The organism is Actinomadura chibensis NBRC 106107, assembly GCF_001552135.1.
GTDB lineage: Bacteria > Actinomycetota > Actinomycetes > Streptosporangiales > Streptosporangiaceae > Spirillospora > Spirillospora chibensis.
Window position 1 is genome coordinate 15,743 of the sequence record NZ_BCQP01000040.1, and the last position, 17,175, is coordinate 32,917.

General features: G+C 73.5%; 16 protein-coding genes. 8 read left to right on the top strand and 8 right to left on the bottom strand.

The features are described 5' to 3' along the window. Positions 1–38 precede the first annotated feature (38 nt). Both ACH01S_RS23070 and ACH01S_RS43735 read right to left on the bottom strand, forming a co-directional pair. A complete protein-coding gene (locus tag ACH01S_RS23070) occupies positions 39–1,064 on the bottom strand; it encodes a hypothetical protein (protein ID WP_067895001.1) in 1,026 nt (341 codons plus the stop codon). A 49-nt stretch (positions 1,065–1,113) separates the two neighbouring features. Then, positions 1,114–1,266, bottom strand: a complete 153-nt coding sequence (locus ACH01S_RS43735) for a hypothetical protein (protein ID WP_157406303.1) — start codon at positions 1,264–1,266, stop codon at positions 1,114–1,116. A gap of 16 nt (positions 1,267–1,282) precedes the next feature. On the opposite strand from ACH01S_RS43735, the gene ACH01S_RS23075 reads away from it, so the two are divergent. After that, positions 1,283–2,203 (top strand): class II glutamine amidotransferase, encoded by a 921-nt coding sequence (locus ACH01S_RS23075; protein WP_067895004.1) that lies wholly within the window; start codon positions 1,283–1,285, stop codon positions 2,201–2,203. Between the two features lie 166 nt (positions 2,204–2,369). Here the strand turns inward: ACH01S_RS23075 and serC are convergent, their stop codons facing one another. Both serC and ACH01S_RS23085 read right to left on the bottom strand, forming a co-directional pair. Continuing rightward, positions 2,370–3,506: a phosphoserine transaminase gene (gene serC, locus ACH01S_RS23080; protein ID WP_067895007.1), complete on the bottom strand. Its 1,137-nt coding sequence runs from the start codon at positions 3,504–3,506 to the stop codon at positions 2,370–2,372. Positions 3,507–3,516: 10 nt separating this feature from the next. Continuing rightward, positions 3,517–3,792 (bottom strand): hypothetical protein, encoded by a 276-nt coding sequence (locus tag ACH01S_RS23085; protein ID WP_067895009.1) that lies wholly within the window; start codon positions 3,790–3,792, stop codon positions 3,517–3,519. A 165-nt stretch (positions 3,793–3,957) separates the two neighbouring features. Here ACH01S_RS23085 and ACH01S_RS23090 point away from each other — a divergent pair, with 165 nt between their 5' ends. Further along, positions 3,958–6,828, top strand: a complete 2,871-nt coding sequence (locus ACH01S_RS23090; protein WP_067895012.1) for an ABC transporter substrate-binding protein — start codon at positions 3,958–3,960, stop codon at positions 6,826–6,828. Between the two features lie 81 nt (positions 6,829–6,909). Here the strand turns inward: ACH01S_RS23090 and ACH01S_RS23095 are convergent, their stop codons facing one another. After that, positions 6,910–8,022: a citrate synthase 2 gene (locus ACH01S_RS23095; protein WP_067895266.1), complete on the bottom strand. Its 1,113-nt coding sequence runs from the start codon at positions 8,020–8,022 to the stop codon at positions 6,910–6,912. Between the two features lie 199 nt (positions 8,023–8,221). On the opposite strand from ACH01S_RS23095, the gene pdxH reads away from it, so the two are divergent. Next, complete coding sequence (gene pdxH, locus ACH01S_RS23100; RefSeq protein ID WP_148344275.1) at positions 8,222–8,956, top strand: pyridoxamine 5'-phosphate oxidase; 735 nt, start codon at positions 8,222–8,224, stop codon at positions 8,954–8,956. Next, the gene (locus ACH01S_RS23105) at positions 8,953–10,323 is read left to right on the top strand and encodes an MFS transporter (RefSeq protein ID WP_246236578.1); all 1,371 of its coding nucleotides are present in this window, start codon (positions 8,953–8,955) and stop codon (positions 10,321–10,323) included. The genes pdxH and ACH01S_RS23105 overlap by 4 nt, the downstream gene beginning before the upstream one ends. A 6-nt stretch (positions 10,324–10,329) precedes the next feature. On the opposite strand, the gene ACH01S_RS23110 is transcribed toward ACH01S_RS23105, so the two are convergent. Next, positions 10,330–11,025: a UdgX family uracil-DNA binding protein gene (locus ACH01S_RS23110; RefSeq protein WP_067895021.1), complete on the bottom strand. Its 696-nt coding sequence runs from the start codon at positions 11,023–11,025 to the stop codon at positions 10,330–10,332. Between the two features lie 98 nt (positions 11,026–11,123). Here ACH01S_RS23110 and ACH01S_RS23115 point away from each other — a divergent pair, with 98 nt between their 5' ends. The 3 genes from ACH01S_RS23115 to ACH01S_RS23125 all read left to right on the top strand — a co-directional run bounded on the left by ACH01S_RS23115 (position 11,124) and on the right by ACH01S_RS23125 (position 15,457). After that, on the top strand, positions 11,124–11,825 hold the full coding sequence (locus tag ACH01S_RS23115) for an iron-dependent transcriptional repressor DtxR (RefSeq protein ID WP_067895024.1): 702 nt from the start codon (positions 11,124–11,126) through the stop codon (positions 11,823–11,825). Between the two features lie 291 nt (positions 11,826–12,116). Next, positions 12,117–14,459 carry an ATP-binding SpoIIE family protein phosphatase gene (locus ACH01S_RS23120; RefSeq protein WP_067895027.1) on the top strand — a complete coding sequence of 781 codons (2,343 nt, stop codon included), beginning with the start codon at positions 12,117–12,119 and terminating at the stop codon, positions 14,457–14,459. A 2-nt stretch (positions 14,460–14,461) separates the two neighbouring features. Beyond that, complete coding sequence (locus ACH01S_RS23125) at positions 14,462–15,457, top strand: zinc-dependent alcohol dehydrogenase family protein (protein WP_067895029.1); 996 nt, start codon at positions 14,462–14,464, stop codon at positions 15,455–15,457. A 9-nt stretch (positions 15,458–15,466) separates the two neighbouring features. Here ACH01S_RS23125 and ACH01S_RS23130 read toward each other — a convergent pair whose 3' ends face one another. Both ACH01S_RS23130 and ACH01S_RS44550 read right to left on the bottom strand, forming a co-directional pair. Next, positions 15,467–16,297, bottom strand: a complete 831-nt coding sequence (locus ACH01S_RS23130) for a class I SAM-dependent methyltransferase (protein WP_067895032.1) — start codon at positions 16,295–16,297, stop codon at positions 15,467–15,469. 152 nt (positions 16,298–16,449) lie between these two features. After that, entirely contained in the window at positions 16,450–16,617 is a 168-nt protein-coding gene (locus ACH01S_RS44550) for a hypothetical protein (RefSeq protein WP_169809336.1), read from the bottom strand. A 107-nt stretch (positions 16,618–16,724) separates the two neighbouring features. Here ACH01S_RS44550 and ACH01S_RS23135 point away from each other — a divergent pair, with 107 nt between their 5' ends. Next, entirely contained in the window at positions 16,725–17,144 is a 420-nt protein-coding gene (locus ACH01S_RS23135) for a hypothetical protein (protein WP_067895034.1), read from the top strand. Positions 17,145–17,175: the final 31 nt, after the last annotated feature.

The window sequence follows — 17,175 nt, forward strand, 5'->3', positions numbered from 1 at the left end:
TCAGGTCGAGCCGTTCGCCTTCGTCACTCCCGTCCCGCCTACGCCCCCCGTCTCCGCACCAACCCGTATCCCACGGCGCCCGCGATCGCGAGCGCCAGGAACAGCCCCACCCTCGTGTTCGTCGCGTCCTTGCGGCCGGATTCCGGGCCGCCCGCCTCGCCCGCGCTGTTCGGCCCCTTCGCGGACGGGGCCGACGACGGCCGCGCCTCCTTCGGCAGCGGGATCCGGTAGACCGGCTGGCCCCGCCCCTCCGAGCCCACCAGGATGGAGCGGCCGTCCGGCGTGTAGGTCACCGACTCGCCCTGCTTCTGCATCGGGAGGTCGATCGTCTTGAGGGTCCTGCCGGGCCTGCCGTCCGGGCCGACCTCGTAGAAGCGGGCGCCGAAGTAGGTCCGGACGACGCAGGTGCGGCCGTCCGGGGAGAACGCGCCGTCGGTCGCGATGGGCGGCGCGTCGCCGATCTTGCGCATCGTGTTGAAGCCGCCGGTGCTGAGCCTGGCCGGGGCCTCGTAGAGCTTGCCGCCGAACAGCTTGCTGGCGATGTAGAGCCGGTTCGTGCGCGGGTTGACCATGACGGTCTCGGCGTTGCGCGGGCCGTCTGCGTACTTGACCCGGAACGCCGTCGCGCGCAGCGTCTGGCTCCGCATCCGCGCGGGTTCCGGGACGCGGTACACCGTCACGTACGGCCAGGCCCCGCCGAGGTTGTCGCCGATGTCCGCGACGAAGATCGCCGGACGTCCGGCCGCGTCCCTGCCGAGCGCCATGCCCTCCCAGTCGCGGGCGCCCGCGCCCGCGACCGTCAGCACCGCGCGGACCCGGCCGTCCATGCCGAGCGCGTAGATCCGCGGGACGCCACCCGAGTCGTTGTGCGTGTACACGATGCCGGGATGCCGCGTGCTGGCCGCGAGCCCGCTCGACTCGGTGATCCGCGGATCGTTGATCGTGAACGCGACCTCGTCGTCGTCGCCGCCCGCCGCCGCGGCGGCCGGGGCGAGCGCGCAGCCCGCCGTCCCGACGGCCGTCAGCGCGGCTCCGGCGCGCAGCGCCCACCCGTTGCCCGCCATGCCCCGATCATCCCCGTTCCGCGCCCCGCCGATCATGCCCGCGCCGTGGTCACTGGAGCAGCGCACCGACGACCACGGCCAGGACGAGCGCGGTCAGCACGGTGGGGAGCAGCCAGCGGGGCGCGCGGTTCACGGGTCCGAGCTTATTCGGCCGCCCGAGCGACGCGAACCGTCCACCCATGATCTGCATCTCATCCTGCATGTGCGGATTGTTCGGGGTGGTTCGCTCTCCCTTCGCCGACGACCCGGGACGGGCGTCGGACGTCTTCGTCACGCTGGGCGCGCTCGCCGAGGAGCGCGGCACCGACTCGGCCGGGCTGGCCCTGCTCGGCGACTGGCCGGGGCTCGGCGGGCCGGACGCGGGCGGGGGTTGCCGCGTCGTGAAGGGCCGGGGCCGCTTCTCCGGGATCTGGCGGCCCGAGTTCCTGGCCGAGCTCGACCGCGCGCCGGTCGCGCTCGGCCACACCCGGTGGGCGACGCAGGGCTCGCCGGTCGAGGCCGACAACGCGAGCCCGATGGTCGTCCCGGGGACGGCCGCACTCGCGCGCCCCGGGCGGGCCTCCGCCGGGGTCGTGGGCACGCACAACGGCGACGTCGACGCCGCCGACCTGCGGTCCCGGTACGCGCTGCCGCCCGCCGCCGGGACGACCGACAGCGAGCCGATCCTCCAGGTCCTCGCGGGCTGCGCCGGGCCGTCCGACGCGGCGGACGCCCTCGCCGCGCTGGTCGGACGGGCCGCGCTCGCGTGGGTCGACCGCGACCGCCCGACCGTGGTGCACCTGGCCCGCGCGGCCCTCAGCCCGCTGACCGTCGCCGTCGACACCGACCACAACCTCTACTGGGCGTCCAACCCGCGCTGGTTCCGCGAGGTCGAGCGGTACACGCGGGTCGAGCTCGCCGCCGCCGTCATGCTGCGCGAGGGCACCTACATGAAGATCGGGACGGAGCGCCGCCCCGGCCGCCGCGACCGTCCCGGCGTCCTCGCGACCGCGAGCTTCGTCCCCACCGCCCGCGCCACCGACCTCGACGACCGCGTCTGGACGGGCTTCACCCCCGCCGACGAGCACCGCGACCGCACCACCCTCCGCCACCGCCTCGCAACCCCCGCGCCCCGCCCCGACCTGCTGACCGTCGCCTGAGACGACCCTGGCCACCGGTTACGGGACAGGCACGCGGAGCGAGCTCTGCGAGCGCAGCGGGCATGCCCGGCGCGCCGCGTCCCCGCAGCGGAGGGAGCGCCAGCGACCAGAGCGAGGAGACCCGTGCGCGCAGCCGGGGGGTTCGGGGGGTCGCCCCCCCGATGGACTAAAGGCGTTCGACCACGTAGTCGATGCAGTTGGTCAGGGCTTCCACGTCGGCCGGGTCGATCGCGGGGAACATGCCGATGCGGAGCTGGTTGCGGCCGAGCTTGCGGTACGGCTCGGTGTCGACGATCCCGTTGGCCCGCAGGACCTTCGCGACGGCGGCGGCGTCCACCTCGTCGGAGAAGTCGATCGTGCCGACGACCTGGGAACGCTGCGCCGGGTCGACCACGAACGGCGTCGTGTAGGACGTCTTCTCGGCCCAGGTGTAGAGCCGCCCGGACGAGTCGGCGGTGCGGGACGTCGTCCAGTCGAGCCCGCCCTGGCCGTTCATCCACTCGATCTGCTCGGCGAGCAGCAGGAGCGTCGCCACGGCCGGGGTGTTGTAGGTCTGGTCCTTGGCGGAGTTGTCGACCGCCGTCTTCAGGTTGAGGAACTCCGGGATGTACCGGTCGGACATGGCGATCTCGTTGATCCGCTCCAGCGCGGCCGGGGACGCGAGCGCCACCCACAGGCCGCCGTCCGCCGCGAAGCACTTCTGCGGGGCGAAGTAGTAGACGTCGGTCTCGGTGACGTCCACGGGGAGGCCGCCCGCGCCGGACGTGGCGTCCACCAGGACGAGGCCCTCGCGGGCGATCGTCCCCGCCGGGCGCGCGACGTTCAGCGCGACGCCGGTGGACGTCTCGTTGTGGGTGAGGGCGTAGACGTCCACGTCCTCTTCGGCGGACGGCTCGGGGTGCGTGCCGGGCGGGCTGGAGATGACGGTCGGGTCTCCGAGCCAGGGCGCGGACGTGGTGACCTTGGCGAACTTGCTGGAGAACTCGCCGAACGTGAGGTGCTGCGACCGCTGCCGGACGAGCCCGAACGCGGCGGCGTCCCAGAACGCGGTGGTGCCGCCGTTGCCGAGCACGACCTCGTACCCCTCGGGTAGCGAGAACAGTTCGGCGAGGCCCGCGCGGACGCGTCCGACCAGGGACTTCACCGGCTTCTGCCGGTGCGAGGTGCCCATGTAGGTCGAGCCGGACTCAGCGAGCGCGGCGAGCTGCTCCGGACGGACCTTCGACGGCCCGCACCCGAAGCGGCCGTCGGCGGGCTTGAGGTCGGCGGGGATGTCAATGGCTGGATTCGCGCTGTCGGTCACTCACAGAAGGCTACTTCACCCGGCGCGCGACCCACGCGACCAGGGTCCCCAGCGCGGCGGCGCAGATCCCGCCGATCACGGCGGGCGGGTAGATCCAGTCGTCGCCGCGCGCGTGCGCCTGGACGGCGGTCCGCGCGGAGTCGTAGGTCAGGAACGCCAGGAACAGCGCGACGAGGACGACCGCGACCCGTCCCGACAGGGCGTTGACCTCGCGGCGGCGCTCCTCGCGCTCGGCCTCCCAGCGCTCCGCCTCGTAGCGCTCCGACTCCGCTGGGTCTTCACTCATGCCGTCAATGATGACAAAGTGGCCGAGTTTCCGGTGCGGGACGTCCCGTATTGGAAAGTTTCGATCCTTTTCGGGACGCACTGCGTCAAATGCGGATAGGGCGGGAGGGGTCTCGGGGAGGCGGCCGGAGGATCAGCGTCGGGTAGGGGAAGCGAGGCGTGCGAGATGGCGGGCGACGGCGACCGGGTCCTGAGCGAGGATCGGTTACGCGGAGTGCTCGACCTGTTCGAGCGGTTGCGGGAGCGGCCGCCGTGGCGGTGGCGCGAACGCCTGCGACCGCTGCTCCTGCTGCTCGGCCCGGCGCGGGCCACATCCCATCTCGCGGAGATGCTGAAGACGCGCTGCGAGGACGAGCGGGCGCCCGTCTCGCACATCGCGGCCGACACGCCCGCGACCGACGTGTCGGGGGTGCTGCGGGAGGCCAAGCGGGAGCTGTCGCAGCCGAGCAGTCACGGGCGCGGGGAGCCGCCGCTGCGGTTCCCGCTGCTGGAGATGGCGCTGTGGCTGCGCGACCTGCGGGAGATCCGGCTCGCCGGGGACCGTCCGCCGCCGCGTGGGGCGTCGGCGGCCGAGCGGGAGAACCATCTGCTTGTGCGGCGGCTGACGCACCCGCCGGTTGGCGACAACGAGAACACGCGGCGCCGGGAGCTGAACCGGGTGATCCGGCGGCGCGGCCGGGACGTGCTGCGCGACCTGGAGGAGCGGCGCGGTCGTCCGGCGACGTTCCTGGCGTTCCTGGAGCAGATCGCGCCGATCGGGATCGCGGTGGTCGCGCTGGTCAGCGCCGGGACGGCCGCCGCGCTCGACCTGGCGGCGGCGGTGCTGGCCGCCGTGATCGGGCTGGCGTTCGTGACCGTGCAGATCCTCGCGCGCACGCGCGGCTGGTACGGGGTGCACCAGTTCGCGTGGTTCCTGAAACAGCCGTATGTCGATCATGACTCGACGGGTTTCCTCGGTTTCGCGCTGGGCGTGTTCGATCCGCGCCCGGTCGAGCCGGACGACCACGGCGCGCAGATCGACCTGCTGCTGGTCGCCGCCTTCCTGGAGGATCTGCGGCGCAACTACCGGCGCGACTACCGGCGGGCGGCGTGGGCGCGGGTCCGCTACCCGGTGCTGATCTTCGAGCACCTGGCGGCCGGGCACCCGGGCGTGACGTTCGTGGAGCTGGTCGAGCGGGTCCGCGCCGACACCCAGGCGACGGAGGGCCTGCCCGGCTTCGACCCGCTGGTCGTCACGGCGGGGGTGGACCCGAACGCGCCCGCCGACGACTCCGCCGCCGGGCCGCGGCTGGTCGACCGGCTCGCCGAGGCCGTCCGGGTGGACGTGTCGTCCGGCGAGCCGTGCGGCGTCGTCGCGGCGCGCGTCCTGTGGGACGGCTACACGCGCGAGCAGCGCCGGGTCGGCGCGCTCGGCTCGCGCCGGGAGCTGCGCGTCGACATCACCCGCGACCCGGGCGGCGACCTGCCGTCCGTCCGGCCGGTGCGGCGCCGCCCGCGGCTCGCGCACCCGGCGCTGCCGTGGATCGCGATGGTCGCGGTCGCGGCCGCGTCCGTCAGCGTCATCTCCGTCCAGGTGGTGCGGTACTGCTCGCCGTTCGGGATCCGGCGGATGGCGAACGGCGAATGCGTCGGGATCACCGACGGGTCGTTCCGCTTCGGCGAGAACTCCGGCGGCCGGAACAACGACAACCGGCTGAACAAGGTCCTGGACGAGATCGAGTCGCAGAACGACCGCGTCAAGGAATCCGGAAAGCCGTACTCGACCGTCGTCTACCTCGGGCCGGTGACGGCCGACCCGTCCATCGAGAACCGGCGGATCGACCTCCTCGCCGGGGTGCAGGGCGAGCTGATCGGGCTCGCCGTCGCGCAGAAGCGGTTCAACGACGCGGCCGAGGGCGACGACCTCCGGCTGCGCGTGCTGATCGCCAACGCGGGCGCGAAGTTCCGGTACGCCGTGCACGTCGCCCAGCAGATCCGCAAACGGGCGCTGAAGGACCGCACCATCGTCGCGGTGCTCGGTTTCGAGCAGAGCAGGCGGCAGACCCAGCAGGCGATCCAGTTGCTGGCGAAGTCGGCGCTGCCGCTGGTCGGGACGGCGAACAGCTACGACGGGACGGCCCTGCTCGACGGCGACGCGGGCTACTCGCCGTACTATTTCCGGCTCGCGTCCCCGAATTCGCGGACGGCGAAGCACGCCGCGTTCTGGGCGCGGAACGGCGACGTCGGCGGCGCGAAGGCGCGGGAGGCGGCGGTCGTCTACAACGGCGACCCGGACGACCTCTACAGCGGCAACATGGCGTCCGACTTCCAGAAGGCGTTCCGCCCGGGAAAGGCGCGCATGCTGCCGTACCGGAACCCCGGCGAGCTGAACAAACTGGTCCGGGAGGCATGCCAGAAGCAGCCCGAGATGTTCTACTACGCGGGCCGCGCCGACGAGTTCCGCTCGTTCGTCAACGTCCTGGAACTGTCGTGCCCGAAACGGCCGCTCGTCCTCGCCGACGACGAGATCGCGAAATACGTCAGCGACAATTCCTACGAGCTCGGCCGCAAGAACACCTTCGACCTGTACTTCACGCCGCTCGCCGCCCGCGAGGCGTGGACGGCGCGCTGGATCGGCGGCCAGTCGCCGCAGACGTTCTACTCCGACTACGACCCCGCCGTCCGGGCCATGACGGACGGGAACGCCGACCAGAGCAGGCAGCCCGCGATCACCCGCGCCGCCGTGTCCTACGACGCGGTGACGCTCGTCGCCAGCGTGGCGGGACGCGTCTACTGGCAGGAGAAGGCGCTCCCGTCCGCGACGTCGGTGTTCGCGGCGCTGAACGACCCGGACCACGACGTCCTGCGGAACGGGGCGAGCGGCGTCATCCGGTTCAGCTCCCGCACGACCGGGCACCAGGTGCTCGACAAGCCGGTCATGCTCGCGACCCTCAGGCCGGACGGCACCACCGAGGTCAAGCAGGTCTGCGGCCGCCTCATCGCGGGACGCCAGGGCCCCGCCCACTGCCCGCCCGGAGACGGGACGTCCGACACCTGACCAGGGGACGAGCGACCCGGAAACGAGCAAGGCCCCCGGTCCGGACCGGGGGCCTCAGGCGTTCGGGGGGCGACGCCGGCGTCAGCCGGCGTGACGCTTGAGGACCTCCGCCGCGCCCTGGACGTCGTCGATCGACCGCGTCCCGGGACCGGTGTACCTGGCGCTCGGCCGGACCAGCCGGCCCGTGCGCTTCTGCTCCAGGATGTGCGCCGCCCACCCGGCGGTGCGGCCGCAGGTGAACATGGCGGGCATCATCGCGGTGGGGACCTCGGCGAAGTCGAGGATGACCGCGGCCCAGAACTCCACGTTCGTCTCGATCGGGCGGTCCGGGCGCCGCTCGCGCAGCACCGCCAGCGCGGCGTCCTCCAGGGCCTTCGCGGCCTCGAAGCGCGGCGCGCCGAGGTCCTTCGCGGTGCGCCGCAGCACCCGGGCGCGCGGGTCCTCGGCCCGGTAGACGCGGTGGCCGAAGCCCATCAGCCGGTCGCCGGAGTCGAGGATGTCGGTGACGACCTTGCGGGCGTCGCCGATCTGCTCGACCTTGTCGATCATCGGGAGGACGCGGGCGGGCGCGCCGCCGTGCAGCGGCCCGGACATCGCGCCGATCGCGCCGGAGATGCTGGCCGCGACGTCCGCGCCGGTGGAGGCGATCACCCGGGCGGTGAAGGTGGAGGCGTTCATGCCGTGCTCGGCGGCGGAGACCCAGTAAGCGTCGATGGCCCGGACGTGCTTGGGGTCGGGCTCACCGCGCCAGCGGACCATGAACCGCTCGGTGATCGTGCTCGCCGCGTCGATGCGGTGCTGCGGGACCATCGGGACGCCGATGCCGCGCGCCGACTGCGCGACGAAGGAGAGCGCCGTCACCGACACGCGGGCGAGGTCGGCGCGGGCCTCCTCGTCGGTGATGTCGAGCAGGGGGCGCATGCCGTAGGCGGGGGCGAGGGTGGGGAGCGCGCTCTGCACGTCCACCCGGACGTCGCCGGAGGTGACCGGGAGGACGTGCGGGTCGGCGGGGGCGAGGCCGGGGTCGAAGCTGTCGTCCACGAGGAGGCCCCAGGCGTCGCCGAAGGAGACGCGGCCGACGAGCTCCTCGATGTCCACGCCCCGGTACCGGAGGGCGCCGCCCTCCTTATCCGGTTCGGCGATCTCGGTCTCGAAGGCCACGACCCCCTCGAGACCAGGTTTGAAGTCGGACATGTCGTCCTGCCTTTCGTCTCCGGTGAGCATTCCCCGTCCGGCCCGTTCGCCGAGCGCGCGCGGCCGGTCCGCGCAGGTTGGGGGCGAGGAATGTTCGGTTGATAAGGCGGTGCCGTGCCATTGAACCCTGTCTGCTTTACCGTCCAGTACCCAGGGGTCCCGTCAGTTGCACAAGGGCCAGGTGAGAGGCTCGGACGCTGTGGACTCCGCAACGCCCGACCCCGCACGGCTCCGCAGATCCTACGAGGCGGGCGAAATGTCCGAGTCGGCGCTCCCCGCCGACCCGCTCGCGCTGTTCGCCGCCTGGTTCGCCGGGGTGCACGAGTCCGGCCTGGCCGAGCCGAACGCGATGGTGCTCGCGACCGCGTCCGGTGACGGCGTGCCGAACGCGCGGACCGTCCTGCTCAAGGGATACGGCCCGCAGGGATTCCGGTTCTTCACGAACCTGACGTCCCAGAAGGGCGTGGAGCTCGCCGAGAACCCGCGCGCGGCGGTCGTGTTCCCCTGGCACGCGCTGCACCGGCAGGTGCGGGCCGCGGGCCCGGTGTTCGAGCTGTCCAGGGACGAGTCGGCCGCCTACTTCCGGACGCGCCCGCACGGCTCGCGGCTCGGCGCCTGGGCGAGCGAGCACCAGTCCGGCGTCATCCCCGGGCGGGAGGTCCTGGAGCGCCGCTTCGCCGAGCTGGCCGAGCGCTGGCCCGACCCCGCCGAGGGACGTCCCCCCGGCGCGCCGGACGCCGAGTCCGCCGACGCCGTCCCGCTGCCGGACTTCTGGGGCGGGTACCGGCTCGTGCCCGAGTGGATCGAGTTCTGGCAGGGCCGCCGCGACCGGCTGCACGACCGCGTCCGGTACCGCCGCGAGGGAGGTCCGCTCGCGCTGGACGGAACCCTGGGGGAGACGGGGAGGTGGGTCATGGAGAGACTGTCCCCGTGAATCCGGAACAGCAGCCAACCCCCACCCACGCTCCTGACAACCTCTCCCCGCCCGACGGCGCCGAACCCGAGCCCGAACCCGAGCATCCGCTGAGACCGCCCAAGCCCGGGCGGCGCGGCATGCTGCGCGCCCTGGCGATCGACACCCGCCCGCTGTCCAGCGGCCCGTACCGGCGGCTCTGGCTGGGGCAGGGCGTGTCGTTCATCGGGTTCCAGGTCACCGCCGTGGCGGTGCCCGTCCAGGTGTACGACATGACCCGGTCGTCGTTCTGGGTCGGCGTGCTCGGGTTCGTGAACCTCGTCCCGCTGATCGTGTTCGGGCTGTGGGGCGGCGCCGTCGCCGACCACATGGACCGGCGCAGGCTCCTGCTCGTCTCGTCCTATGTGATGTGGGCGGGAACGTTCCTGCTGCTCGTCCAAGCTCTGCTGGGTTTGGACAGCCTCATCCTGATCATGGTCGCGGTGGCGGTCCAGGCGGTCGGGGTGTCGGTGTCCTCGCCGACCCGCAGCGCGATGATCCCCCGGCTGGTCGACGCGCCCCTCGTCCCGGCGGCGAACACGCTGAACTTCACCGTCATGCAGGGCGGCGGCCTCGCCGGGCCGCTGTTCGCCGGTGTGATCATCTCCCACTGGAGCTACGCCGTCGCGTACGCCCTCGACGCCGTCCTGTTCACGTTCGTGCTGTACGCCGCGCTGCGGCTGCCCCCGATGCCGCCGCTCGGCGAGCTCACCGGCACGCCGGGGCTGCGGTCGGTGATCGACGGCCTGCGCTACCTGTCCGCGCAGCCGGTGCTGATGATGTCGTTCGTCGTGGACATCATCGCGATGGCGATCGCGATGCCCCGCGCCCTGTTCCCCGAGGTCGCCGACACGAAGTTCGGCGGCGAGGGGGCGGTCGGCTACCTGTTCGCCGCGATCGCGATCGGCGCGCTCCTCGGCGGGATGTCGTCCGGCTGGATCGGACGCGTGCACAAGCAGGGCATCGCGCTGGTCGTGTCCATCGTCGTCTGGGGGCTCGCCGTGGCGGCGTCCGGACTGGCCGGGCAGCTCTGGCTCGCGGTGGCGTTGCTCGCCGTCGGCGGCGCGGCCGACCTGGTGTCCGCCGTCTTCCGCCAGTCGATGCTCCAGACCTACGCGCCGGACGAGATGCGCGGACGCCTCCAGGGCGTGTTCACCGTCGTCGTCGCGGGCGGGCCGCGGCTCGGGGACGTCCGCGCCGGGGCGACCGCGAGCGTCGCCGGGGCCACCGCGTCCTGGGTCGGGGGCGGGCTCGCCTGCGCGGCGCTGGTCGTCGTCGCCGGGTTCGCCGTCCCGGCGCTGCTGCGCTACGACACGCGCACCGCCGGAACGGTCCCGGTCGACGGGTGACCCGCCTCAGCGCAGCGCGGACGCCACGACCTTGAGGTCGTCGAGGAACCCCGCGTACACGGCGTCGCGGTCCTCGGCGCGCAGCACGGCGGACGGATGGATCGTCGCGACGAGCCGCGCGCCCGGCCCCTCCTCCCCGGAGTCGCCGGACGCGGCCGGGGTGCCGATGTCCGCCAGGTCGGGGAGCGCCAGCAGGCGTCCGCGCTGCTTGGTCACCCGGAAGGACGACCCGAGCAGCGCCTTGCCCGCCGTCGCGCCGAGCGCGACCACGACGTCCGGGTCCAGGACCCGCAGCTCGGCGAGCAGCCACGGGCGGCAGGCGCGCAGCTCCCCGGCGTTCGGCGGCTCGTGGATGCGGCGCTTGCCGCCCTCCCGCCGCCGGAACTTGAAGTGCTTCACCGCGTTCGTGACGTAGACGTCGCCGCGCTCGATCCCGGCCTCCGCGAGCGCCCGGTCGAGGACGCGCCCGGCCGGTCCGACGAAGGGGCGGCCCTGGCGGTCCTCCTGGTCACCGGGCTGCTCCCCGACGAACATGACGCGTCCGCCCGGGGAGCCCTCGCCGAAGACCGTCTGGGTGGCGTTCTCGTAGAGGCCGCAGCCCCGGCAGCCCTCCGCCGCGCGGCTCAGCGCGCCGAGATCGGACCTTTCCTCCGGGGTGTCGGGAAGGAAGGGAAAAGCGTCGTGGGAAGTTTTGGCGTTCATCTCGCGTTCCCCCTACCCGGCTTCAGGGGGATATTCGCCGGACCCGGCGTCGGGAGGTCCGAGCAAGTAGACTTCTGCCCATAAGACTGGAGGGAGCTGTGACCTCACACGGCCTGATCGATACCACGGAGATGTACCTCCGGACGGTTTTCGAGCTCGAAGAGGAGGGGATCATCCCCCTTCGCGCGCGCATCGCCGAGCGGCTCTCCCAGAGCGGTCCGACGGTGAGCCAGACGGTCGCGCGGATGGAGCGCGACGGGCTCCTGCGGGTCGAGGGCGATCGGCATCTCGAACTGACCGAGAGCGGCCGCGGGCTCGCCACCCGCGTGATGCGCAAGCACAGGCTCGCCGAATGCCTGCTGGTCAACGTGATCGGGCTGCCCTGGGAGGACGTCCACATCGAGGCGTGCCGGTGGGAGCACGTGATGTCGGAGGACGTCGAGCGCCGCCTCGTCGCGCTGCTGGACAACCCCACCACCTGCCCGCACGGCAACCCCATCCCCGGCCTGGCCGAACTCGGCGGGCACGGCGCCGACGGCGACCCCGCCCCGCTCTCGGTGATGACCGCCGTGGCCTCCTCCGCGGGCGCCGACGCGGTGATCCGCCGGATCAGCGAGCAGGTGCAGAGCGACAGCGACCTGATGCTTAGACTCAAGCAAATAGGGATACAACCGGGACGAGAGGTGACGCTTCGGGCGACCGATGACGGGGTGCAGGTGATCAGTGACGACGAGGCCGACAGTCCAGCGACGGAGCTGCCGCGCGACATCGCCGAACACGTCTTCGTCAGCAGGCGCTGACCCGGCCGGCGTGCGAACGGTGGGCGCACGGGTTCCGCGCGGCGTGCCGGCGGGCGGCGTGCGTTTCGCCGGGGGACGGGGCCCCATCTCGACGGTCTATACCGAAGATCTCCGTGGCTTCCCGCCTTTCGGGCGTATCCCGGCGGCCGGTTCGTCGTTCAATACGACGGAGGAGGTACGCGCGGCATCCGCGCCGCGACGCCCGGTGATCATGGCGGCGGGCGGCGCCGGGTGGCCGGGCGGCGGGCACACGGCCGCCGGCGGGCTTGGCACTGTTTTCGGGATGGGGAGATGAAGCACTGGGGGGAAGCGCCTGACGAGGCGCGTCTGCCGCCCGAGACCGTCCTCAACCAGATGGAGATGGCGGTCATCGTCTGCGACCGCTTCAGCAACGTCATCTACGGCAACGCCTTCGCGCGCCAGCTCTTCGGCTTCGGCGGGGACGAGGTCATCGGGCACTCCGTGCTGTCCCTCGGCATCGCCGAGGAGGACCACGAGCAGGCGACCGAGCTGGCCAAGCACGTCCTCAAGGGCGGCGTGTGGGAGGGCACCTTCTGCAACCTGCGCGCCGACGGCAGCACCGTGTACACGCGGGCGCACGCCGTCCCGCTGCGGCACCCGTCCGGCGCGGTCGACGGCGTCGTGATCTTCGCCCGCGAGGCGCTCCGCTCGAACCAGCGCGAACAGGACCGCTACGGCCTGATGGAGCGGATCGGGGAGCGGCTCGCCGGGTCCCTCGAACTGGAGAGCACGCTCCGCCGCGTCGCCGACACCCTCGTCCCGCAGTTCGCCGACCACTGCTTCATCGACCTCTACAGCGGCGACCGGCTCTACCGGCGGGTGTCGCGGCACGCGGGGAACTGGGAGCCGCCGCCCGGCACCTGGGCCGAGGTCGGCGAGCCCGTCAGCTACCCGCCCGGGCACTTCAGCGAGAAGGCGATGAGCCGCCGCGACGCCGTCCTCGTCGAGGACATGGTGCAGCACCGGTTCTCGGCGCCGTCCGAGCCGTCCCGGCGGCTCGGCGTCGAGATGGGCATCACCTCGGTGATCTCCGCGCCGCTGCTGGTGCGCGGCGAGCTGCTCGGCGTGATGAGCCTCGCGCTGTCCAACCTGTCGAAGCGGCCCGACCCGCACTACGACGGCTTCGACCGCGACCTGCTCGGCGCGATCGCCAGCCGGGTCGCGCTCGCCGTCGACAACGCGCTGCTGTTCGAGGAGGAGCGCGACACCGCGCTCGCGTTCCAGAAGCACCTGCTGCCCGGCGACCGCCCGCCCCGGCTGGACGGCCTGCAGATCGCCTGGCGGTACGAGCCCGCCCGGCCCCTGGAGTCGCACGGGCACGGCATCCAGACGCAGGTCGGCGGCGACTGGTACGACGTGATCCCGCTGTCGGCGGGCCGCGTCGGCCTCGTCATCGGCGACGTCGAGGGCCGCGGCGCCCGCGCCGCCGCCGTGATGGGCCAGCTCCGCGCCGCGCTGCGCGCCTTCGCCCAGGACGACAAGCCGCCCGCCGACATCCTCCGCAAGCTCGACGAGTGGGTGCGGACGATGACCCGTCCGGAGCGGATGCGGTCCGGGTGGAACAGCGACGACCTCGTCCGTCCGCCGCTCGTGTCGTGTACGTACTTCGTCTACGACGCGTGGTCGCGGGTGCTGGAGTTCGCGAACGCCGGGCACGACCCGCCGCTGCTGATCGTGGACGGCCACGTCGGCGAGCTGCCGTTCGAGAGCCAGGGCGGCATGCTCGGGCTGCGCGCCCCCGGCCTCGGCGGCGAGATCCTCTTCAACGAGGAGACGACCGAGCTGAAGCCGGGGTCGACGCTCGTCCTGTACACCGACGGGCTGATCGACCGGCGGCCCCGCGACGACGGCGACTACTACACCCGCGAGGAGTCGCGGGAGATGGTCCGCAACGCGGTCGCGGCCGTCGCGCGCGGCGGCGTCGAGGCGATCGCGAACGCCGCCTACGAGGCGGTGCCCGGCGACATCGACGACGACGTCGCGATCGTCGTGATCCGCACCGCCGGGGACGAGCTCGCCGTCGCCGAGCGCACCTTCGACGCCGAGCCGATCATGGTGTCGGAGGCCCGCCGGATGGCCGCCGACACGTTCGCGTCCTGGGGGATGCTCGACGAGCAGTCCGAGCTGGCGTGCCTGCTGGTGTCGGAGGTCGTGACGAACGTCGTCCTGCACGCCACGGCGACGCCGACGCCGCGCCGCGAGCCGGTCGTGCCGGTGCCCGCCGGTCCCCCCGGGCGGGGCGGGGAGCCGCTGGGCGCGCCGCCGCCCGTCCAGTTCAACACCGACTTCGGCGCGACGGCCCTGGACGGCGACCCGTTCGAGGGCCCCTTCGACGGCGGCGCGTTCGACGAGGACGACTGGAACCTCGGCGCCGACCTCGGCCGCCGCGAGCCGCCGACCAAGGAGTTCCGGCTCCGGCTGCGGCGCGGCGCGGACGCGGTCTGGGTCGAGGTGTTCGACTCCGACATGCGGCTGCCGCGCATCCGCAGCGCGGGCGAGACCGACGAGGGCGGGCGCGGCCTCTACCTGGTCGACCAGCTCGCCACCCGGTGGGGCGCGCGGCCGACGTCCGACGGCAAGGCCGTCTGGTTCGAGCTGCCGCTCGCCCCGTAGCGATGCGCTCCTGGACGGTGCGGACGCCGGGCCCGATCGAGTCGGGGCCGCTCCGCCGCGCCGACCGCGCGACGCCGTCGCCGGGTCCCGGGGAGCTGCTGGTGCGGGTGCTGGCCTGCGGCGTCTGCCGGACGGACCTGCACGTCGCGGAGGGCGACCTGCCCGTCCACCTGCCCGGCGTGACGCCCGGCCACGAGATCGTCGGCGAGGTCGTCGAGGCGGGCCCCGGAGCCCTGCACGGCGCCGGCGACCGGATCGGCGTGGCGTGGCTGCGCGGGACGTGCGGCGCGTGCCGGTTCTGCCGCCGCAGCGCCGAGAACCTGTGCCCGTACTCGGTCTACACCGGCTGGGACGCGCACGGCGGCTACGCCGAGTTCGCCCTCGCCGTGGACGCCTACGCCTACGCGCTGCCGCCGGAGCTGGACGACGTCGGCGCCGCGCCGCTGCTGTGCGCGGGCATCATCGGCTACCGGGCGCTGCGCCGCGCCGCCGTCCCGCCGGGCGGGCGGCTCGGGATCTGGGGGTTCGGCGGGTCCGCGCACCTCGCCGCGCAGATCGCGCTCGCCGAAGGGGCCGAGGTGCACGTGTTCACGCGCAGCCCGGCGGCCCGGGAGCTGGCGCGCGAGCTGGGCGCGGCGTGGGCGGGCGACTCGTTCGACACCGGGCCCGCGCCGCTCGACTCGGCGATCGTGTTCGCCCCGGCGGGGGAGCTGGTCCCGGCGGCGCTGGAGCGGCTCGACCGGGGCGGGACGTGCGCCGTCGCGGGCATCCACCTGAGCGACGTGCCGTCCCTGGACTACCAGCGGCACCTGTTCCAGGAGCGCACGCTCCGGTCGGTGACCGCGAACACCCGCGCGGACGGCGCGGAGTTCCTGACCCTGGCGGCCCGCCTCGGCGTCGCCGTCACCACCCGCGCATACGGCCTGGACGACGCCGACCGCGCCCTCGCCGACCTCGCCGCCGACCGGTTCACGGGAGCGGCCGTGCTCGTCCCTTGACGGGGCGGGTCAGGGGATGGGCTCGGCGGCGACGTGGGCCCAGGTCTGGGTGAACCACAGCTCGCCGCCGATGACGCGGGGCTTCGCGCCCGTCTTCGGCCCGCCGTCCACCTCGTCGACGAGCGCGGTGCGGATGCGCTCGGCGGTCGCGTCGTCGCAGGCCCCGGCGAGCCACGGCTCGATGGGACGCTCCACCGTGAACACGTCCAGGCGGCGGATGCTGCCGCCCGCCGAGGTGATCATCTCGGTGAGCCGGGCGATGGACGGGGTGCCGGGGTGGTCCGGGTCGCGGAGCCGCTCGATGCGGTCGCGGTCGGGCCCGGCGAGGTTGCCGCGGACGAGATCCGCGATGATCACGCGCCCGCCGGGGCGGCAGACCCGCAGCAGCTCGCGCAGCACATGATCGGGATCGCCCAGGTTGTACAGCGAGAAGCGGGCGGTGACCAGCGAGAACGTGTTGTCCCTGTAGGGCAGGGCGGTGGCGTCGGCCTTGACCCGGACGTGGTCGGGCCCGAGCGGATGCGGCACCCGGTCCTCGCGGGTGGTGGCGACGGGCGGCGAGTCCCCGTCGGCGATCCGGACTGGACCGGTCCCGAACTCGACCGTGGCCATCCGCCGCGCCGAGCCCGCTCCGCGCTCCGCCGCCGGGGCGGGCACCGCCCGCGCCGCGGGCATCGCGTCGACCGCGGTGAGATGCCCCACCTGCGGGCCGAGCGCGGCGGGCATCGGGCCGTCGCCGCGCGCCACGTCCAGGCACACGTCGTCACGGCCGGGTTCCACGAACTCCAGCAGTCGCCTCAGATGCGGGGCGATCGCGCCGCTCTCCCGGATCGCGGTCACCGGATGCTCTCCCTTGCTCGGACCGGCTCCGCCGGACGGGGTAACAACTCGCGAGAAGCCGGTTTCGCCAGTTATGACTCTCCGTCGGGGCGGGAAGTTCGGAACGGCGGGCAATTCGTCCGGTCCGAGCCGGCGGCGGTGGCGGTCCGCCGCTACCGGAGGTGGTTGCCGAACATGGTCAGCGCCACGAGGACGAACACGATGAGCACCGCCGATCTGGTGGGCATGGGCAGCCGGAGCCGCACGGCGGCCCAGCGGACGCAGAACGCGGCGAGGAGCGCCACGACGACGAGGCCGATCATGCCTTCCGTGGTGACCATGCTGACCTTCCGTCCGGGGGGAGAGCCGCCTCCAAGAACGATAGACGGGTGGAGCGCGGATTCCCCCGCGTCCGGACGGACCGGCGGAACCCGGCTAACCTCGCTCTGTGGCAGATGCGAAGGAAATAGACGACCGGGACGAACTCGACGGCCGGGACCGGCTCGACGGCCTCATGACGAACCTGGCGCGGGGCCGGATCGCGGTCGGCCTCGCGGCGCTCGCCGTGCCCCGGCTGACCGGTCGGGCCATGGGCATGGGCGGCGGCGCCGACCCGGGCCGCGAGTACCTCGTCCGGGCGTTCGGCGCGCGGGAGGTCGCGCTCGGCGCGGGCTACCTGCTGAGCCGCGACGGCTCCGGGCGGGCGCTGTGGGCGCGGGTGGGCCTCGCCGTGGACGCCGCCGACACGATGAGCGCCGTCCGGACGCGGCCCGGCCTGCCGCTGTGGGCCACCGCCGGGGCGGTCGGCATCGCGGGCGCGGCGGCCGGGCTCGGCGCCGCCAAGGTCGCCCGCGACCTGCTCGGCTGAGGTCCGGCGGGCGCGGCTTCGGCTGATCCGT

Bases quoted from the DNA above. Each gene is read 5' to 3' on its own strand.
- ACH01S_RS23120 (WP_067895027.1), top strand. From the start codon at position 12,117: ATGAAGCACTGGGGGGAAGCGCCTGACGAGGCGCGTCTGCCGCCCGAG.
- ACH01S_RS23070 (WP_067895001.1), bottom strand. From the start codon at position 1,064: ATGGCGGGCAACGGGTGGGCGCTGCGCGCCGGAGCCGCGCTGACGGCC.
- ACH01S_RS23085 (WP_067895009.1), bottom strand. From the start codon at position 3,792: ATGAGTGAAGACCCAGCGGAGTCGGAGCGCTACGAGGCGGAGCGCTGG.
- ACH01S_RS23090 (WP_067895012.1), top strand. From the start codon at position 3,958: ATGGCGGGCGACGGCGACCGGGTCCTGAGCGAGGATCGGTTACGCGGA.
- ACH01S_RS44550 (WP_169809336.1), bottom strand. From the start codon at position 16,617: ATGGTCACCACGGAAGGCATGATCGGCCTCGTCGTCGTGGCGCTCCTC.
- ACH01S_RS23095 (WP_067895266.1), bottom strand. From the start codon at position 8,022: ATGTCCGACTTCAAACCTGGTCTCGAGGGGGTCGTGGCCTTCGAGACC.
- ACH01S_RS43735 (WP_157406303.1), bottom strand. From the start codon at position 1,266: ATGCAGGATGAGATGCAGATCATGGGTGGACGGTTCGCGTCGCTCGGG.
- ACH01S_RS23125 (WP_067895029.1), top strand. From the start codon at position 14,462: ATGCGCTCCTGGACGGTGCGGACGCCGGGCCCGATCGAGTCGGGGCCG.
- ACH01S_RS23110 (WP_067895021.1), bottom strand. From the start codon at position 11,025: ATGAACGCCAAAACTTCCCACGACGCTTTTCCCTTCCTTCCCGACACC.